We start from the raw sequence: 16,033 nt of genomic DNA on the forward strand, positions 1-16,033 counted from the left end.
AGACATCTCGACTACGCTCGATGTGACAGATACATTATTTATACTTATCCAACACTTCCTTCTAAGCTAATTTCTAATAATTTCTGAGCTTCTACAGCAAACTCCATTGGTAATTTGTTTAGTACTTCTTTACTAAAACCATTTACAATTAACGCAATGGCCTTTTCTGTATCTATGCCACGCTGGTTACAATAAAAAATTTGGTCCTCACCAATTTTGCTTGTTGTTGCTTCGTGCTCAATTTGGGCTGATTTGTTTTTAGCTTCTATGTATGGAAATGTATGTGCGCCACACTCATTACCCATTAATAAACTATCGCATTGAGAAAAGTTACGCGCATTATCTGCTCGCGAACTTATCTGTACCAATCCGCGATAAGAGTTTTGAGATTTACCAGCTGAAATACCTTTAGAAATTATGGTAGATTTTGTGTTCTTCCCAAGGTGAATCATTTTTGTTCCAGTATCTGCTTGCTGATAGTTATTGGTTACAGCAATAGAGTAGAATTCGCCAACAGAATTGTCACCTTTTAATACACAAGAAGGATATTTCCAAGTCACAGCAGAACCCGTCTCTACTTGCGTCCAAGAAATCTTCGCATTTTTCTCACAGAGCCCACGCTTGGTTACAAAATTAAAAACACCACCTTTTCCTTCGGCATTACCTGGATACCAGTTTTGAACTGTTGAATATTTTATTTCAGCATCGTCAAGAGCAATCAACTCTACAACAGCGGCATGTAATTGGTTTTCATCACGACTAGGAGCGGTGCAACCCTCTAGATAACTTACATAACTGCCTTGGTCAGCAATAACTAAAGTTCTTTCGAACTGTCCTGTACCTGCTTGGTTAATTCTAAAGTATGTAGAGAGCTCCATTGGACAACGAACTCCTTTTGGAATGTAACAGAATGAACCATCACTAAACACTGCAGAATTTAAAGCCGCATAAAAATTATCTTTCTGAGGCACAACGGTACCAATATATTTCTTTACCAATTCAGGATATTCTTGAATAGCTTCAGAAATACTCATGAAGATAATACCCTTCTCCGCCAAGGTTTTTTTAAATGTTGTCGCCACAGAAACTGAATCAACAACAACATCCATAGCTACTCCAGCCAATTTCTTTTGTTCATCGAGAGAAATACCAAGTTTTTCAAAAGTGGCCAAAAGCTCTGGATCAACTTCATCTATACTATCGTATTTTGGTTTGCTATTTGGAGCTGAATAATAAGAAATTGCCTGAAAATCTGGTTTTTCGTATTGAACGTTTGCCCATTCTGGCTCCGTCATTTCTTTCCATACCTTAAAAGCTTCTAATCGCCATTCAGTCATCCATTCTGGCTCTTCCTTTTTCTTAGAAATTGCTCTAACAATATCTTCATTTAAACCATTAGGAAACGTTTCAGATTCTATGTCTGTGTAAAAACCATATTCGTATTCCTTGGTTTTTAATTCTTCCCTTAAATCGTCTTCAGTATATTTACTCATCAGTATATTTTAAAGTGAAAATGATTCTCCACAACCGCAAGTGCGATTAGCATTTGGATTATTGAAGACAAACCCTGTCCCATTTAATCCGCCTGAATATTCTAGAGTTGTACCTATTAAATAGAGAAAACTCTTTTTGTCAACAATGATTTTTACACCATTATCTTCAAAGACCTTGTCGCCTTCAACTTGGTCTTTATCGAATTTTAAATCGTATGACAAACCAGAACAACCTCCACTCTTAACACCAACTCTAACATAATCGCTAATAGGATTGTAGCCATCGTCAGTCATAAGTTCTACGACTTTCTTTTTTGCTTGTTCAGAAACTTTAATCATAATCTTATTTAGTTTTACTCTAAATAGAGTGCAAAGATACGATATAAGTCTCTTTTAACAATATAACCTAACATTATATTAGGATATAGATTGATAGAGTTTTTGAATAGGTTTTACTTTAAATTATTTTGGTAAAAATTTCATAGTTTAAAGCCCAGTCTATAGTGTAATTTCCTGTTTCGGTTTTTTGAAAATTTAAGGTTTTAGCTATTTCTTTTTTTATACTTGATTGTGATGCCTTATCTATACCAAACATTAATTTTAGATATGAAATTGAAATGTCTTCTATGTTTGATAACACCCAAGGAAATTTTAAAAAATTGGATGCTGATGCTTTTAGCGACGCTGTTTCGTAAGCTTTAGAAAAAGTATCATCCATAAATACTCCTTTATGACCTAAAGAGTTATTCTTGTCGACAAAAGTATTCAAGAATTGATCTACTGCTGTGCCAGCTTTAACATCTGCAATTACTAGCTTACCATCTGTTTTAAGAACGCGAGAAGCTTCTTCCATAAATTTTTTTCTATCCATCTCAACTACATGATGAAATGCTGCGCATGTAAAAATGACATCAATTGAATTATTTTCTAGAGGTAATAAGGACCAGCTACACAATTTTGAGTTTCCTAATTTCGCGAATACCTCCGAAGTTTCTAACGGGAAAAGTGTTACTTTTTGATTTATATAATTTGACAAGTAATTACCGCCCGAGGGGATATCAACTACAGTCATACCATCTTTTAAAACGGACTGATTTAAGAGGTTTATAAATTCGTTATCCCTGGCACTTGGTATAAGTTTCATGGCTTTATGGTAGTCGTCGCCACGTTGATCAAATATAGCTGCGTAATTAATATTTTTATCATCGTATAAATTCATACTCAAAAGTAATTAAAATGTACTAGTTTTAGCAAAAACAAGATGATTTAGATGACGCCATTAGAACTTTTAAGAAATTATTTTTTTTGGTTTTTAGATTTTTTTAAAACATACTCTATCCGCAAGCATTATAAAGAAATTAAATTGATTAATGAAAACCCTGCAGATATTAAAGCAGTAAAGCTTAGAGAGCGAAATCTTAAGAATTTAATTGCTCATGCCTGCAGAACGACTTCTTATTATTCTAAAGTTAAGTCTAGAGAATTCGACAACTTCCCCATTATTAATAAGAATTTAATTTTAAATAATTTTGAAGATTTCAGTTCTAATCTATACCAGAAAAAAGACTTAATAAAACACTCCACTAGTGGATCAACGGGCGTTCCTTTTGAAATTTATAAGGATAAAAATAAGGTAAGCAGAAACTCTGCTGATGTTATATATTTTTCTGAATTGGCAAATTATAAATTGGGGAATCGACTTGTTTATATAAGGTTGTGGGTGAAAAAGTTTATGCGTAACAAATACGTTTTCTTTTTTCAGAATGTAATTCCTCATGATGTCTTGAAAAATTCATGGTCAGAGATTAATGATTTTCTAAATATGCTAAAATCCATGTCATCTAAAAAAGTGCTGCTAACGTATCCTTCTTATTTAGAAGAGGTGTGTCGATTTTTAGATTCTAAAGAAAGGGATACCTTAAATTACAACATAAAATCAATAATTACCACTTCAGAAAAGCTTAATGCTTACGAGAAAGAGCGGTCTGAGTATTTTTTTAAATGCCCTGTTTATGAGCGATACTCCAATATGGAAAATGGGATATTGGCTCAAAAAACGTTTAATTTAAGAAGCAGCTTTAAGATTAATCATGCAAGTTATATTATTGAAGTACTCAATATCAAGACCAATGAGCACGTTAAAAGCGGCGAGGTTGGCAAAATAGTAATAACAGATTTATTTAATTATGCAACACCTTTGTTAAGATACGATACTGGCGACTTAGGACGATATGAATTAAAAGGAGATTCGGAGGTTGTATTGTCAGAAATATTTGGTAGACGATTGGATGCTGTTTATAATACTCAGGGTAAATTTGTGTCTCCTCATATTTTTTACAAAATCTCTCATTTTTCTAAGCTAAAGCAATATCAATTTATTCAAAATAAAGCATCAGACTATACATTTAAATTAAACGCTAAGAAAGAAGATACTCAGGAAGAGGCTATCATAAATCATTTCCGACCGTTTTTAGGTCAGGATGCAAGCTTTAATTTTGTGTATGTAGATGAAATAGCCCTACTGGAGTCTGGTAAATTTAAAAAGGTCGTTAACTTAATGTCCTAACCAATATTTAAATTGAATTTAGCACTTTTTAAATTTAATTGATAGAGTTTTCTTAGGATGTTTTGTACGTCTTTACTTGGGTTAATTGTCTCCATAAAATCACCGGAAGCATTTGTTTTGAGTTTAACTTGACAATGTTTACAAGTCAATTCTGACGTACGATCTAAATATTCTTTGGTTACAATATAGTTATGACCATATAATGCACAAGGCATTGTGTTATAAGAAGTAGGTTTCATCTTAGTTAAAAATTAAGGGGAGATCAATTTATACAAAGAAGACATAAAATTATGTCTAAATACCTTGTTTTTCGATGAAATACAATGATTAAGAAGATTATTCTTACAAAATTAATCCTGAAAATCCAAATTATTTATAAATGAGGGATCTGAAAGTGACAGTAAAAAAGCTTTAAGATCTGCTTTTTCTTGAGTTGCTAATTGCACACCACCTTCATTTATTTTCTTCATTAAAGGATCGATGGTTGGAGAGTTTTGAAGCCCCTCACTATAGTGATCAATGACTTCATCTAATGTTGCAAATCTACCATCATGCATATATGGCGATGTGTAGGCTAAATTTCGTAAAGAAGGCGAACGGAATTTCCCATTATCATTTGGATCTCCAGTAACTGCGCCCAAGCCCAAATCTGTAAATACACTATCCAAACCATTGTTGTGAAAATCGTTATCTGTCCAAAGTGGATTATTTGGGTTGCCATGGCAATGAAAGCAATCTCCTTTGTCCTCTCTCAGAAAAATGTCCAGCCCATTTATTTCTTGCTCTGTTAAAGTTGCTTGACCTAGAGAATACCTATCGAATTTTGAATTAGCTGAAATTAAAGTCCGCTCAAATTGCGCAATGGCTTTAGTCGTTAATTCTTTGGTTATCGTTGATGTTTCAAAAGCGCGTCTAAATAATTCAGGGTATTCTGGATGATTTTTTAGGCGCTGTATAACCTCATTCCAATCACTGTGCAACTCAATTGGATTTTCAACAGGCTCTTCGGCTTGTTGTTCTAAACTTAACGCTTTGCCATCCCAATTAAAACGTTCACTATAATTCCACGCTAAATTGAATAAGGGCATAGAGTTTCGTGTGCCAAAAACACCATCAATCCCATCACTAGTTGCTGTGTTATCAGTGAATCCGGTCTGAGGTGAATGACAACTTGCACAAGCTTGTGTCCCATCGGCAGATAAGATCTTGTCAAAAAATAGGCGTTTCCCTAATGCGACCCCTTCAATAGTTTGTGGATTATCGTTTGGAATTACCGGAGGAATTATATTATTAGAAAATATTTGAGGAATTTCTAGAGGCATTGATGTGGGCTGATAACCAGTAGTGTCATCGTCTGAGCAATTTAGACAGATAAGTGCCACTAAAGATAAGATCCCTTTTTTCATATCTCTTATTATTATTGAGAAACCTCCCCTAGACTAAATACGTTCTGGCCGTTTTCGTAAATCAAAATCTGTGCTGTAGAATTTGGCATTAGCATTTGATTGTAGACGTTCAAATCCCAAAGGTTTGGCTCTTTAAACCATTGGGCAATATTCATTTCTACTTCAATTTCAGTAACGGCGGCAATGTTAACAGGTCCTAAATTAACTGTAAAAAAGGTGTCTTGAGGAAAAGTTGGGTTAGTACCAGGATTATCTACAGCCCTAATAGCATGGTAATTAAAGCCTTGTTCTTCGATGTTGGAATTGATGAACTTACCATCAAACTGCATGTAATGATAGCCTCCTCCTAGCATGTCAGGAACATTAAAAGAGGCAGAGTTTAAATCTAAATAATTTTGAGAATTATCTTCATTATCTAGTCCAAATGTAAAGGATACGTTAGCATAATTTCCGGCAGGAATAGTACGTGCTAATGTGAAGTTTAAACCATCATTATTAGTAACATCGACTAGATTATAAAAATCTGTATTTAAAACCTCACCATTATTAGTTCTAAATGTAATATCTGAAATAACATAACGTAAACGCTCTATGCTTATGCTCTCTCCATTGGCTGTTGTAAATTGGAAACTGTTAAAGTCTGCATTACTTACTTGAGAGCCATCCCAATTATGTGTAAAGATAAATGTTGGCGAGGTTTGTGATGTGTTATTTGAACCACTATCATCACTATCACACGCACAAAGGCATAGTACAATACAGAGTCTAAGTAGGTTTCTTTTTGTCATTTTTTAGTCTTCGATTTTAAATAGAAGTAAATCAGTGAACCCCTTATTTCCTATAATATCTCCATCACTGCTTGCTGTGTCTCCAACAGCGATAATAGAGCCATCATTTAGTTCTGAAACACCATAGGCAAAGTCAATATTAGAGCCACCAACAGACGTCTCCCATTTTAAGTTGCCATTATCATCTACCTTTAGAACCCAAGCGTCATTTTGTCCTTTGTTTTCTGTTACATCCAGATCGCTACTGCGAGAACTGCCAGCCAGTAAAAAGCCATTATTTTGGGATTTTATAATAGCTCTAGCTACATCAAAGTTAGTGCCTCCAATCGTTTTCTCCCAAAGCAAATCTCCATCTGGTGTAATCTTTATTAACCATAAATCAGCAGCACCTTTACTATTGGAAACGTCATTATCATTGCTTCGCGTATCTCCAGCTACAATAAAATTTCCATCATTTGACTTAACGATTGATCTGGCTTCATCAATTTGACTGCCGCCAAAAGATTTTTCCCAGACTAAATCTCCTGATGAAGAAATTCTAATAACCCAAAAATCGTAGGCGCCAATATTATTAGAAATATCAGTATCATCGCTATCCGAACCACCAACAATGATAAACCCATCATCTTCTGTTTGAATAAGGTCTTCGGGTGTATCGGTAAAATTCCCACCAAAATACCTGCTCCATTCTATATCACCAGAACTATTGAGTTTAAGCACCCAATAATCTCCTCCAGCATGCCTATTGGCGTTTCTTGAAGAATTCCCTTGTCCTCCAGAAGCGGTGACATCTAAAATTCCTGAGATTATATAGCCTTGGTCATTGGTTTGAATAACAGAAATACCAGAATCTGACCCCTGATATCCAAACGATTTCTGCCAAACCATATTGCCGTTGATATCAAGCTTAGCGAGCCAGTAGTCCTGCAGGCCTGCATTGGAGGTTAGATCTCCATTATCACTAAAACTATAACCTAAAACTGCATAACCTCCATCTTGGGTTTGTATAATGTCGCTACCTCTTTCATCCAATGAACCGCCATAGGTTTTTTGCCATTGTAGTTGATCCTCAGCATCAAACTTTAACAACCAATAGTCAAAACTTTCATCTTGTTTGTCAGTAATATCTTCATCATTACTTTGGGTGTAGCCTAAAATCGCATAACCTCCATCATTTGTAGAAACAATAGCTTGTCCACTATCATTTTTTGTGCCTCCGAAAGTTTTAATAAAAGTGACATTTGCTTTATTGCTGGAATTAGAGAAATCATCCTTACTACAGCTTGAGATAATAAGAAACAGAACTATTGACCATATGTAGTATAGTGTTTTGTTTGACATTTCTTTAGTTACTTGGCCTTACAATAAATAAACCACCATTAATATCACTGACTAGTATATTACCACTTTCAAAAAATGGATAAATATTCCAGGCACCGTTAAAAGAGGTGCTATTATCTGGAATATAAGTATCTATAAAACCAGACTCTATCATAGTGCCCTGGTCAATATTTGATATGTCTACCGCTCTAAGACCAGCTGTATAATTTGCAACATAAAATGTGTTACCTACGACATATCCATTATGGTCAATGGCTGCTGTTGGGCCTAGATAATCCATATGAAATACTGGATTATCTAGGTCGGAAAAATCAAAAACTATAGTTCTTGAATTTATGCCAAAGTCAATTTCATCAACTTCATCTCCCAGTAAAAAATATTCCATATTTTCTGTGAACCAACCTTGATGGGTGTATCCAATGTTTAAATAGTCAATGGTAGAAATTTGTACCGGATTGTTTTTATCAGTTATATCAATAATAACAACTTCATTTTCATTACTACCAATGTATATTTCTTTTCCAGTATAATCTGAATCAGGCCCGCTATAGGTTACCACTTGCGCGTCATGAGAGTAGGCATCTTCAGCATATCCTCCTGAAGCTGAAGGGCTAGTAGGGTTTTGAATATTAATAAAATGCGGGCCTCCACTAAATGTGTCTGAACCAACCGCATAGGCAAAGCCGCTTTCTTCATTAATAACAATATTATGTGCTTTGCCAAATTCGTTGTATACTATATCTGGCTGAAAGGTCACTGGTGGATTTTCTATATCGCGTAATCTTGTTAGATCAAAAACCTGCATACCGTGTTGTCGATCTGTAAATGAGGTACTTGAAGTGAAATCGGCAACAATAAAAGCATGGTTATTGTAGACTTTAATATCGCGCCAAACACTACTTGTAGTTTCTGTTGGTAGTCTTCCAAGAAAAATTGGTTCAGCTGGATTTGAAATATCAACGAAAGCTGCACTTGTTGTAGTCCCTACTAGTGCATATTCTTTACCGGTTTGAGAATCTGTCCATCCCCAAGAATCGTTCCCTTCGGCTCCACTACCTCCAAGAATTTCCACAGGAATATGGCTCATTAAGTCAAAACCATTGCAAGGGTGTCCATTAGCAAAACCATTAATGCATGGAAACTGGGGCACTATTGAATCTTCATCACAAGCATCACCTATACCATCATTGTCAATATCTTCTTGGTCAGGATTAGGAAATAAAGGGCAATTGTCATTTTCATCCAATATGCCATCATCATCGTCATCATCATCACAAACATTACCAAGTCCATCACTATCCGTATCTAGTTGATCTGGATTAGATATGTTTACACAATTATCTATACTATTGAGAATAGTGTCATCATCAATATCATTATTGACATTTACATCGTCGTCAGCACATTTAAAAAATAAAAATGTTAGGCATACTATAAACGCAATGCGGAAACCATTGTTTAGGGCAACCAATTTCATAATCTTTTTTTTAGCAATTTAAGCAATTTTTATTTCTAGGAAGTTGCCTATTGAAATAACGTCAATATTGCGTTGATATTTGATAAAAGCATAATACTTTTGCAGAATGATAGAAGACAAGAATCCAAAACGAACGCCTTTGAGCGAGCTAGGTGAATTTAAACTTATTGAGCACCTAACTAAACACTTTGAGATTACCCAAACATCTACAATAAAGAGTATTGGAGATGACGCTGCTGTTTTAGATCATGGAGATAAGCAAATAGTGGTTTCTACAGACCTATTGGTGGAGGGTGTACATTTTGATTTAAGCTATGTACCATTAAAGCATTTAGGTTACAAAGCTGTTATGGTAAATCTTTCGGATATCTATGCCATGAACGCGACCGCAACTCAAGTTACAATTTCTATTGCAGTTTCTAATCGCTTTCCATTAGAAGCACTAGAAGAATTATATGAAGGCATTACAACAGCTGCAAAATTATACAATATTGATGTTGTTGGTGGAGATACAACTTCTGCAACGTCTGGTTTGATAATCTCAGTGACTGCAATTGGTGAGGTCAAAAAGGATAAAGTTGTTTTAAGATCTGGTGCAAAGCCAAATGACTTATTAGTAGTTACTGGAGACATAGGTGGTGCCTACATGGGATTACAAGTGCTGGAACGTGAAAAAGAAGTCTTTAAGGTCAATCCGAATTCGCAGCCAGATTTATCCATGTATACTTATATTATTGAGCGCCAATTAAAGCCTGAGGCTAGAAAAGATATTATTGAACTTTTAGAAAAACTAGCTGTTACGCCTACAAGCATGATTGATATTAGTGACGGTCTATCTTCTGAAGTTATTCATTTGTGTAAACAAAGTAAGGTCGGTGTAGACGTTTATGAAAATAAGATTCCACTAGATCCACAAGTAATTTCCACTTGCGAGGAATTCAATATTGATAGTACGACAATTGCTTTAAACGGAGGAGAGGACTACGAATTGTTGATGACAGTTTCTCAAGACGATTTTCCTAAAATAAAAGGGAATCCTAATTTAACTGTTATTGGTTACATCACAGAAGAAGAAAGAGGTATGCACTTGGTAACAAGAGCAGAAGAAAAAATACCAATTATAGCAAAAGGTTGGAACGCTCTTAATAATCAATCATAAGAAGCTTTTGGCTCTTCTCCAATCGTTTGTTGTGAACGCGATTCAAAACAGAATTAATCTCTTTGTGTTTTGGTGTTAGAGGGATGAAATCTCCATTTCCATCTACGGTCATTTCAGATTTGCAGTGTTTGCATTTGTATTCTTTGACATGATAGGTGACTATTTTAGAGACCTTGTAGTCGTGTCCAAATAACGAACAATAAATATTTTTCATTTAGCTTAGGAGTGGTATTATTATTAAGGGTTTAGTCAAGGGCTTCTAAATATAATAAAACTACTTATTCACAAGTTATTAACAATCAATAAATCGATGAACTGATTGTTTTTCGCTTTAAACGCATCATACGATTATTGTAAATACGTTCGAGAGCAGAATTTATCTCTTGAAATTTGGGTGTTAATTCTATTAGTTTACCGTTGCTATTTGTTGTCAATTGTTTTTTGCAGCATTTGCAAGTGTATTCTTTGACATGGTTGGTTACTTTTTTGGTCACTTCATAGTTATGCCCAAAGAAGTCGCAGTACAATTTAGTAGGTGTCATAGGTTGAGTTCTTAAAGATAATTTTTTATTCGGCAAGTAAATTTAGTTAAAAACATATCAAAAAAACGTTTAAAAGATTTATTTTTCGACGAAACGACTTATAATGTAAGGTAATTCTGATTTATTTTCAATATGACTCATGTGTCCACTAGGTAATTCTAAATACTCAATATTAGTTGTATTGATTTTTTCTATGGTTTTTTTGCTGTCAACCAAGGTGTCTTTTTTTCCGATCAGGATAAGTTTTTGACCTTTTAAATGTTTAAAAACATGAAGTCGATCGGGCCTTAGCTTCATACCCTCTTGAGCTGCGATATAACCTTGTACTGAAGTTTGAAGTGCTAATTGTAACGCATGATCATAAGCTTTTGTAAATCGCTCTTTACTTTCAGGTGCAAATAGATTTGAAAAAGACAAACAGATTAAACTCTTATAGTCGACCTTAGCCATTTCTATTGCTCTTGTTCTAATGAGGTGTTTTTCGATATCATCGGCTTCAAAAGTAGAATTCATTAAACAAAGACCAGAAAATAGTTCTGGTTGTTTTTCGGCTAAAGCTAAGGCGGCATAACCTCCCATGGAATGTCCAATACACTTGACTCGTGTAATGTTGAGATGCTTAAGTACAGCCAAAACGGCATCAGCCATATCGTCCATAGTGTGTACATAACCTATACAACCTGTTCTTCCATGGCCTAATAAATCTATGCAAACAACTTGATATCTTTTTCCTAATTCCGGAGCTAAATCATTCCACATATCGACATTTTCTAAAAAGCCATGTAGAAGAACTATCGCCTTCCCTTTGCCAGTTGTGGTAAAGTGAACATCAATATGTTTATATTCCAAAATCATCGCTACAAAGATAGATTTCAAAATACAGTTTCAGACAAAACATGAGTAATCATTTTAGTATATTTGGTTGCTTTCAAAATTAAAATTCTAAACTCTATGTTACCCAAGCGATTTTTGATTCTTCTCTTTTTAACAATTGCCATTTCTGTGCAAGCCCAGATTAATGAGCAAGAACTTGATAAACTTATTCAAGAAACCTTAACCACTTTTGATGTTCCTGGAATTTCAGTAGGCGTCTTTAAAGATGGAAAAGTGGTTTATGCCAAAGGTCATGGGGTACGGTCTTTGACGAATAAAAAAGATATGAATGGCGAAACTCTAGTTGGAGTTGCGTCAAACAGTAAGGGATTTACATGTTTTGCTTTGGCGATGATGGTCGATGAAGGTAAATTGAATTGGGACGATCCCGTTCGCAAGTACATTCCAGAATTTCAATTGCACGACCCTTGGGTGACCGAACATTTTACAGTTAGAGATTTAGTGACCCATCGCAGTGGCATGGGATTAGGTGCAGGAGATTTGATGTTTTTTCCAGAAGGTAATGATTTTTCAGTAAAAGATGTCATTAATAATGTGAAGTACTTAGAACCAGAAACCTCTTTTAGAAGCAAATTTGCCTACAATAATAATATGTTCATAATCGCTGGTGAAGTTTTAAAGCGTGTCAGTGGTTTGTCTTGGGAAGATTTTATTGAAACAAAGATTATGAAACCTGTTGGTATGAAAAACTCCAAAGCGTCTTACAATCGAGTGACGGACAAATCGAATATTATAGACGCGCACACCAGAGCTGAAGGTGAGGTAATTCAAATTCCGCATGATTGGAGCGAAACAGCGAATGCAGCAGGAGGTATTGTTAGTAATGTGCCTGATATGTTGGCTTGGGCAAAATTTTTAATGAATGATGCCGTGACTGAAAGTGGTGAACGTCTATTAGATAAAGACTTGTTTCATGAGTTGTGGCAATTACAAACACCATTAAGTGTGCGACCAGGAGATTGGTATAATTCCAACTTTAGAGGTTATGGATTGGGTTGGTTTCTAACCGATGTCAAAGGTGGGCATAAACAAGTCTATCATACAGGAGGATTATTAGGTACGGTAACTCAGTTTACTATGATTCCAGATTTAGATTTAGCCATTGTAGTATTGACCAATCAAATGAATGGCAACGCTTTTAATGCGATAACTAATACCATTAAAGATTCTTATTTAGGTTATGAGAACAGGAATTGGTTAAAAACCTATGGAGAGCGAAATGCAAAATATTTAAAATATAATGACAGTATTAAAGCTGAAGTCTTTAAACAAGTAGAAAAAATAAAAAGCAGCGTAACACTTCCAAAGCCAGAACAAATCGTTGGTACTTATACCGACGATTGGTTTGGAGACATTACTATTGCTCATGATGGTAAGTCTTATAGTATAGCATGTAAGCGTTCTGCACGATTGTTTGGAGAACTATTGCCATATAATGCCACGACTTATGTCGCCAAATGGAATGACAGGAGTTACGATGCGGATGTTTTTGTACAGTTTACCTTTAACGAAAAAGGTGAAGTGGTTGCGGCAAGTATGAAATACATAGCGCCTATTACCGATTTTAGTTTCGACTTTCACGATTTAGAACTTAAAAAGACCAACTAGGTGAACATACAACGCAAAGAGCTTTTAGTCACGAGTTTCGCTCTATTTTCCCTGTTTTTTGGTGCAGGAAACTTATTATTACCACCATTATTAGGCTACAATGCAGGTGAAAACTGGCTATGGGTGACCATAGGCTTTATGATCACAGCTGTAGTCATTCCTATAATAGGGATTTTAGCACATGCACGACTTCAAGGAACGCTGTTCGATTTTGGTAAAAAGGTATCTCCAGTTTTTAGTCTAATTTATTGTATTATCATCTATATCATTGCCGTTGCCATTCCCTCACCAAGAACGGCTGCCGCAACACACGAAATCGCCATTCATCCTGCCTTTGGCACGAGTCCATTGTTAACGAGTGCGATTTACTTTTCGCTAGTATTGATATTTGTGCTGAATCGATCAAAAATTTTGAATGTTATAGGAAAGTTCTTAACGCCATTTATTGTGATTATGCTTTTAGCCGTCATTGGCATTGGTCTATCATCTTCAACATTTACAACAGGAGTTTCACAATTTGAAACACCAATTGTCACAGGAATATTAGAAGGTTATCAAACCTTTGATGCCATTGGAGCAGTGGTTGTTGGTGCTGTAATTATTATATCCTTAAAGTTTAAAAATATGAAGGTGAGTGCGTTTGAATCTAAACGTAAGCTCATACGACAATCGGGATTTATAGCTGGTACAGGTTTATTTATTATCTATGCAGGCTTAATTTCCGTTGGTGCCTATTATGGTTCTGAAATTGAAGTCAACTCAGAATTAAGTAGCGATATGCAACGTGCTAATTTGTTACGAGGGATTAGTATTGCATCGTTAGGTGAATTTGGAAATACCGTGTTAAGCATACTCATTTCCTTAGCTTGTTTTACAACGGCCATTGGTATCGTTGCTGGTACAGCCGATTATTTTAAAGGCTTGCTCAACGATTCGCAAACGGTCTATATACTTACAGCAATTATAGCATGTGTGCTAGGTGTAGTGGTTGGCCAGTTGGATTTTAATTCCATTATTATGGTTGCCGTTCCTGTGTTATTGTGTGTTTATCCAATCACTATTATATTGATTTTATTGAATGTCTTGCCAGAACGATTGGCCACACCATTTGTGTTTAGAGTCGTAGTTTTCATTACGTTTCTATTTAGCATTCCTGACGTTGTTGGGTTTATTTCACCTTCGGAAGGGCTAAAAACATTCACGGCATTTATTCCTTTTGCAAAACACAGTTTGGGTTGGGTCTTACCAGCTTTACTGGCTTTTATTGTGACTTCATTACTACAATCCAAGTCGACTACGGCCAAGGCATAGCCAAACAATTTTGTTAAATAGTTAACAAAATGTACAAAATTAGACTATTTCTGTCATTTTTATGTGCAAGATTATTTTGGTATCTACATTTGTCCAAAGTTTTAAGTCATGCTAGTATATAAGTTTGGAGGGACATCCGTTGGTTCAGTAGAGAACATGAACCACGTTAAGGATATTATTAATACAGAAGATAAAAAGATCGTGGTATTATCTGCCATGTCAGGAACAACAAATGCGTTAGTAGATATATCAGATGCTATTGAAAGGAAAGATACAGATTCAGCTTTAGAGCAAATCAATACACTTTTCAATACGTACAGAAAAACGGTTTCAGATTTAATCACCCATGAAGACTTGAGCGCTGAAGTCAATGACTATGTTAATTTGGTATTTAACGATTTAATTGAAACAGCAAATCAACCATACAGTTCACTATTGCACAATACTATCGTGGCTAAAGGTGAGTTGCTATCTACGTTTATGTTTAGCCGACTGCTGCAGCAAGAGGGTTTAAAAGCAGCATTGCTGCCTGCACTTGACTTTATGAGAATAGACAGAACCAATGAGCCAGATAATTTTTATATCCAACAAAATATTAATAGGCTTATCTCATCTGGTGACGATGTCGATATTTATATTACTCAAGGCTTTATTTGCTTGGATGCTGAAGGTGCTATTACAAATCTTCAACGTGGTGGGAGTGATTACACCGCAACAATAATTGGCGCAGCGGTTGAAGCAGATGAGGTACAAATATGGACTGACATCGATGGATTTCATAATAACGATCCAAGATATGTAAACGATACCACAGCCTTATCACATTTGTCTTATGATGAAGCCGCAGAGTTGGCCTACTTTGGGGCAAAGATTTTACATCCACAAACCGTGATGCCAGTAAGGAATTTAGATATTCCATTGCGTTTAAAAAACACCATGGCACCAGATGCTCATGGCACATTAATTACCAATAAAGTTTATGGTGAGGGCATCAAGGCCGTAGCGGCCAAAGATGGTATCACGGCCATAAAAATAAAATCTGTGAGGATGTTATTGGCGCACGGATTTTTAAAGAAAGTCTTTGAGGTTTTTGAACGTTATGAAACATCTATTGATATGATTACCACCTCAGAAATTGCCGTGTCATTAACTATTGACAACACTACTCATCTAGAAGATATTATCAATGAACTCGAACAATTCGCAACGGTTGAAGTTGACGACTATATGAGTATTGTATGTTTGGTGGGTAACCAAATTATTTACCATCCGGATACACCAGAATTATTTCAGGTTTTGCAAGATGTGAATGTACGTATGATTGCTTATGGAGGAAGCAATAACAATATTTCACTATTAGTAAATACCAGTGATAAATTAGAAAGTTTACAGAAGTTACAGCGCTATGTTTTTGAGAGGAATGCTATAGAAGTTTAAAAACATGCTCT

The 16,033-nt window shown here is 35.4% G+C and carries 15 protein-coding genes; 5 read left to right on the forward strand and 10 right to left on the reverse strand.

What is annotated here, in order from left to right:
- Nucleotides 1-44: 44 nt before the first annotated feature.
- The 3 genes from sufB to H7F21_RS02845 all read right to left on the reverse strand — a co-directional run bounded on the left by sufB (nucleotide 45) and on the right by H7F21_RS02845 (nucleotide 2,712).
- A complete protein-coding gene (gene sufB / locus H7F21_RS02835; protein WP_185787714.1) occupies nucleotides 45-1,493 on the reverse strand; it encodes a Fe-S cluster assembly protein SufB in 1,449 nt (482 codons plus the stop codon).
- A 9-nt stretch (nucleotides 1,494-1,502) separates the two neighbouring features.
- A complete protein-coding gene (locus tag H7F21_RS02840) occupies nucleotides 1,503-1,832 on the reverse strand; it encodes a HesB/IscA family protein (protein ID WP_185787715.1) in 330 nt (109 codons plus the stop codon).
- A 118-nt stretch (nucleotides 1,833-1,950) separates the two neighbouring features.
- Nucleotides 1,951-2,712, reverse strand: coding sequence for a class I SAM-dependent methyltransferase (locus H7F21_RS02845; protein ID WP_185787716.1), 762 nt, complete (start codon nucleotides 2,710-2,712; stop codon nucleotides 1,951-1,953).
- A 51-nt stretch (nucleotides 2,713-2,763) separates the two neighbouring features.
- Between H7F21_RS02845 and H7F21_RS02850 the strand changes: the two genes are divergently transcribed.
- Complete coding sequence (locus H7F21_RS02850) at nucleotides 2,764-4,059, forward strand: phenylacetate--CoA ligase family protein (RefSeq protein ID WP_185787717.1); 1,296 nt, start codon at nucleotides 2,764-2,766, stop codon at nucleotides 4,057-4,059.
- On the opposite strand, the gene H7F21_RS02855 is transcribed toward H7F21_RS02850, so the two are convergent.
- The 5 genes from H7F21_RS02855 to H7F21_RS02875 form a co-directional block, all read right to left on the reverse strand.
- Nucleotides 4,056-4,298, reverse strand: coding sequence for a hypothetical protein (locus tag H7F21_RS02855; RefSeq protein ID WP_185787718.1), 243 nt, complete (start codon nucleotides 4,296-4,298; stop codon nucleotides 4,056-4,058). The two genes, H7F21_RS02850 and H7F21_RS02855, sit on opposite strands and share 4 nt — an antisense overlap.
- Before the next feature lie 111 nt (nucleotides 4,299-4,409).
- Nucleotides 4,410-5,465, reverse strand: a complete 1,056-nt coding sequence (locus H7F21_RS02860; RefSeq protein WP_185787719.1) for a cytochrome-c peroxidase — start codon at nucleotides 5,463-5,465, stop codon at nucleotides 4,410-4,412.
- Between the two features lie 11 nt (nucleotides 5,466-5,476).
- The gene (locus H7F21_RS02865; RefSeq protein ID WP_185787720.1) at nucleotides 5,477-6,253 is read right to left on the reverse strand and encodes an MbnP family protein; all 777 of its coding nucleotides are present in this window, start codon (nucleotides 6,251-6,253) and stop codon (nucleotides 5,477-5,479) included.
- A 3-nt stretch (nucleotides 6,254-6,256) separates the two neighbouring features.
- The gene (locus tag H7F21_RS02870; protein ID WP_185787721.1) at nucleotides 6,257-7,594 is read right to left on the reverse strand and encodes a hypothetical protein; all 1,338 of its coding nucleotides are present in this window, start codon (nucleotides 7,592-7,594) and stop codon (nucleotides 6,257-6,259) included.
- A gap of 4 nt (nucleotides 7,595-7,598) precedes the next feature.
- A complete protein-coding gene (locus H7F21_RS02875; RefSeq protein WP_185787722.1) occupies nucleotides 7,599-9,071 on the reverse strand; it encodes a choice-of-anchor B family protein in 1,473 nt (490 codons plus the stop codon).
- A 106-nt stretch (nucleotides 9,072-9,177) separates the two neighbouring features.
- On the opposite strand from H7F21_RS02875, the gene thiL reads away from it, so the two are divergent.
- The gene (gene thiL, locus H7F21_RS02880) at nucleotides 9,178-10,230 is read left to right on the forward strand and encodes a thiamine-phosphate kinase (RefSeq protein WP_185787723.1); all 1,053 of its coding nucleotides are present in this window, start codon (nucleotides 9,178-9,180) and stop codon (nucleotides 10,228-10,230) included.
- Here thiL and H7F21_RS02885 read toward each other — a convergent pair.
- Together H7F21_RS02885 and H7F21_RS02890 are read right to left on the reverse strand one after the other, a co-directional pair.
- A complete protein-coding gene (locus H7F21_RS02885; RefSeq protein WP_185787724.1) occupies nucleotides 10,214-10,444 on the reverse strand; it encodes a hypothetical protein in 231 nt (76 codons plus the stop codon). The genes thiL and H7F21_RS02885 overlap by 17 nt on opposite strands.
- 406 nt (nucleotides 10,445-10,850) lie before the next feature.
- Nucleotides 10,851-11,648: an alpha/beta fold hydrolase gene (locus tag H7F21_RS02890; protein WP_246431403.1), complete on the reverse strand. Its 798-nt coding sequence runs from the start codon at nucleotides 11,646-11,648 to the stop codon at nucleotides 10,851-10,853.
- A 75-nt stretch (nucleotides 11,649-11,723) separates the two neighbouring features.
- Here H7F21_RS02890 and H7F21_RS02895 point away from each other — a divergent pair, with 75 nt between their 5' ends.
- The 3 genes from H7F21_RS02895 to H7F21_RS02905 all read left to right on the forward strand — a co-directional run bounded on the left by H7F21_RS02895 (nucleotide 11,724) and on the right by H7F21_RS02905 (nucleotide 16,022).
- Complete coding sequence (locus H7F21_RS02895) at nucleotides 11,724-13,274, forward strand: serine hydrolase (RefSeq protein ID WP_185787725.1); 1,551 nt, start codon at nucleotides 11,724-11,726, stop codon at nucleotides 13,272-13,274.
- Nucleotides 13,275-14,585: a branched-chain amino acid transport system II carrier protein gene (gene brnQ / locus H7F21_RS02900; protein ID WP_185787726.1), complete on the forward strand. Its 1,311-nt coding sequence runs from the start codon at nucleotides 13,275-13,277 to the stop codon at nucleotides 14,583-14,585. It begins immediately after the preceding gene.
- A gap of 108 nt (nucleotides 14,586-14,693) precedes the next feature.
- On the forward strand, nucleotides 14,694-16,022 hold the full coding sequence (locus H7F21_RS02905; protein WP_185787727.1) for an aspartate kinase: 1,329 nt from the start codon (nucleotides 14,694-14,696) through the stop codon (nucleotides 16,020-16,022).
- Nucleotides 16,023-16,033: the final 11 nt, after the last annotated feature.

Source organism: Winogradskyella flava (assembly GCF_014243395.1).
Lineage (GTDB): Bacteria > Bacteroidota > Bacteroidia > Flavobacteriales > Flavobacteriaceae > Winogradskyella > Winogradskyella flava.

What these genes read in the sequence shown, in the direction of transcription:
- sufB (WP_185787714.1), bottom strand. Translation starts at nt 1,493, where the DNA reads ATGAGTAAATATACTGAAGACGATTTAAGGGAAGAATTAAAAACCAAG.
- H7F21_RS02840 (WP_185787715.1), bottom strand. Translation starts at nt 1,832, where the DNA reads ATGATTAAAGTTTCTGAACAAGCAAAAAAGAAAGTCGTAGAACTTATG.
- H7F21_RS02845 (WP_185787716.1), bottom strand. Translation starts at nt 2,712, where the DNA reads ATGAATTTATACGATGATAAAAATATTAATTACGCAGCTATATTTGAT.
- H7F21_RS02850 (WP_185787717.1), top strand. Translation starts at nt 2,764, where the DNA reads ATGACGCCATTAGAACTTTTAAGAAATTATTTTTTTTGGTTTTTAGAT.
- H7F21_RS02855 (WP_185787718.1), bottom strand. Translation starts at nt 4,298, where the DNA reads ATGAAACCTACTTCTTATAACACAATGCCTTGTGCATTATATGGTCAT.
- H7F21_RS02860 (WP_185787719.1), bottom strand. Translation starts at nt 5,465, where the DNA reads ATGAAAAAAGGGATCTTATCTTTAGTGGCACTTATCTGTCTAAATTGC.
- H7F21_RS02865 (WP_185787720.1), bottom strand. Translation starts at nt 6,253, where the DNA reads ATGACAAAAAGAAACCTACTTAGACTCTGTATTGTACTATGCCTTTGT.
- H7F21_RS02870 (WP_185787721.1), bottom strand. Translation starts at nt 7,594, where the DNA reads ATGTCAAACAAAACACTATACTACATATGGTCAATAGTTCTGTTTCTT.
- H7F21_RS02875 (WP_185787722.1), bottom strand. Translation starts at nt 9,071, where the DNA reads ATGAAATTGGTTGCCCTAAACAATGGTTTCCGCATTGCGTTTATAGTA.
- thiL (WP_185787723.1), top strand. Translation starts at nt 9,178, where the DNA reads ATGATAGAAGACAAGAATCCAAAACGAACGCCTTTGAGCGAGCTAGGT.
- H7F21_RS02885 (WP_185787724.1), bottom strand. Translation starts at nt 10,444, where the DNA reads ATGAAAAATATTTATTGTTCGTTATTTGGACACGACTACAAGGTCTCT.
- H7F21_RS02895 (WP_185787725.1), top strand. Translation starts at nt 11,724, where the DNA reads ATGTTACCCAAGCGATTTTTGATTCTTCTCTTTTTAACAATTGCCATT.
- H7F21_RS02905 (WP_185787727.1), top strand. Translation starts at nt 14,694, where the DNA reads ATGCTAGTATATAAGTTTGGAGGGACATCCGTTGGTTCAGTAGAGAAC.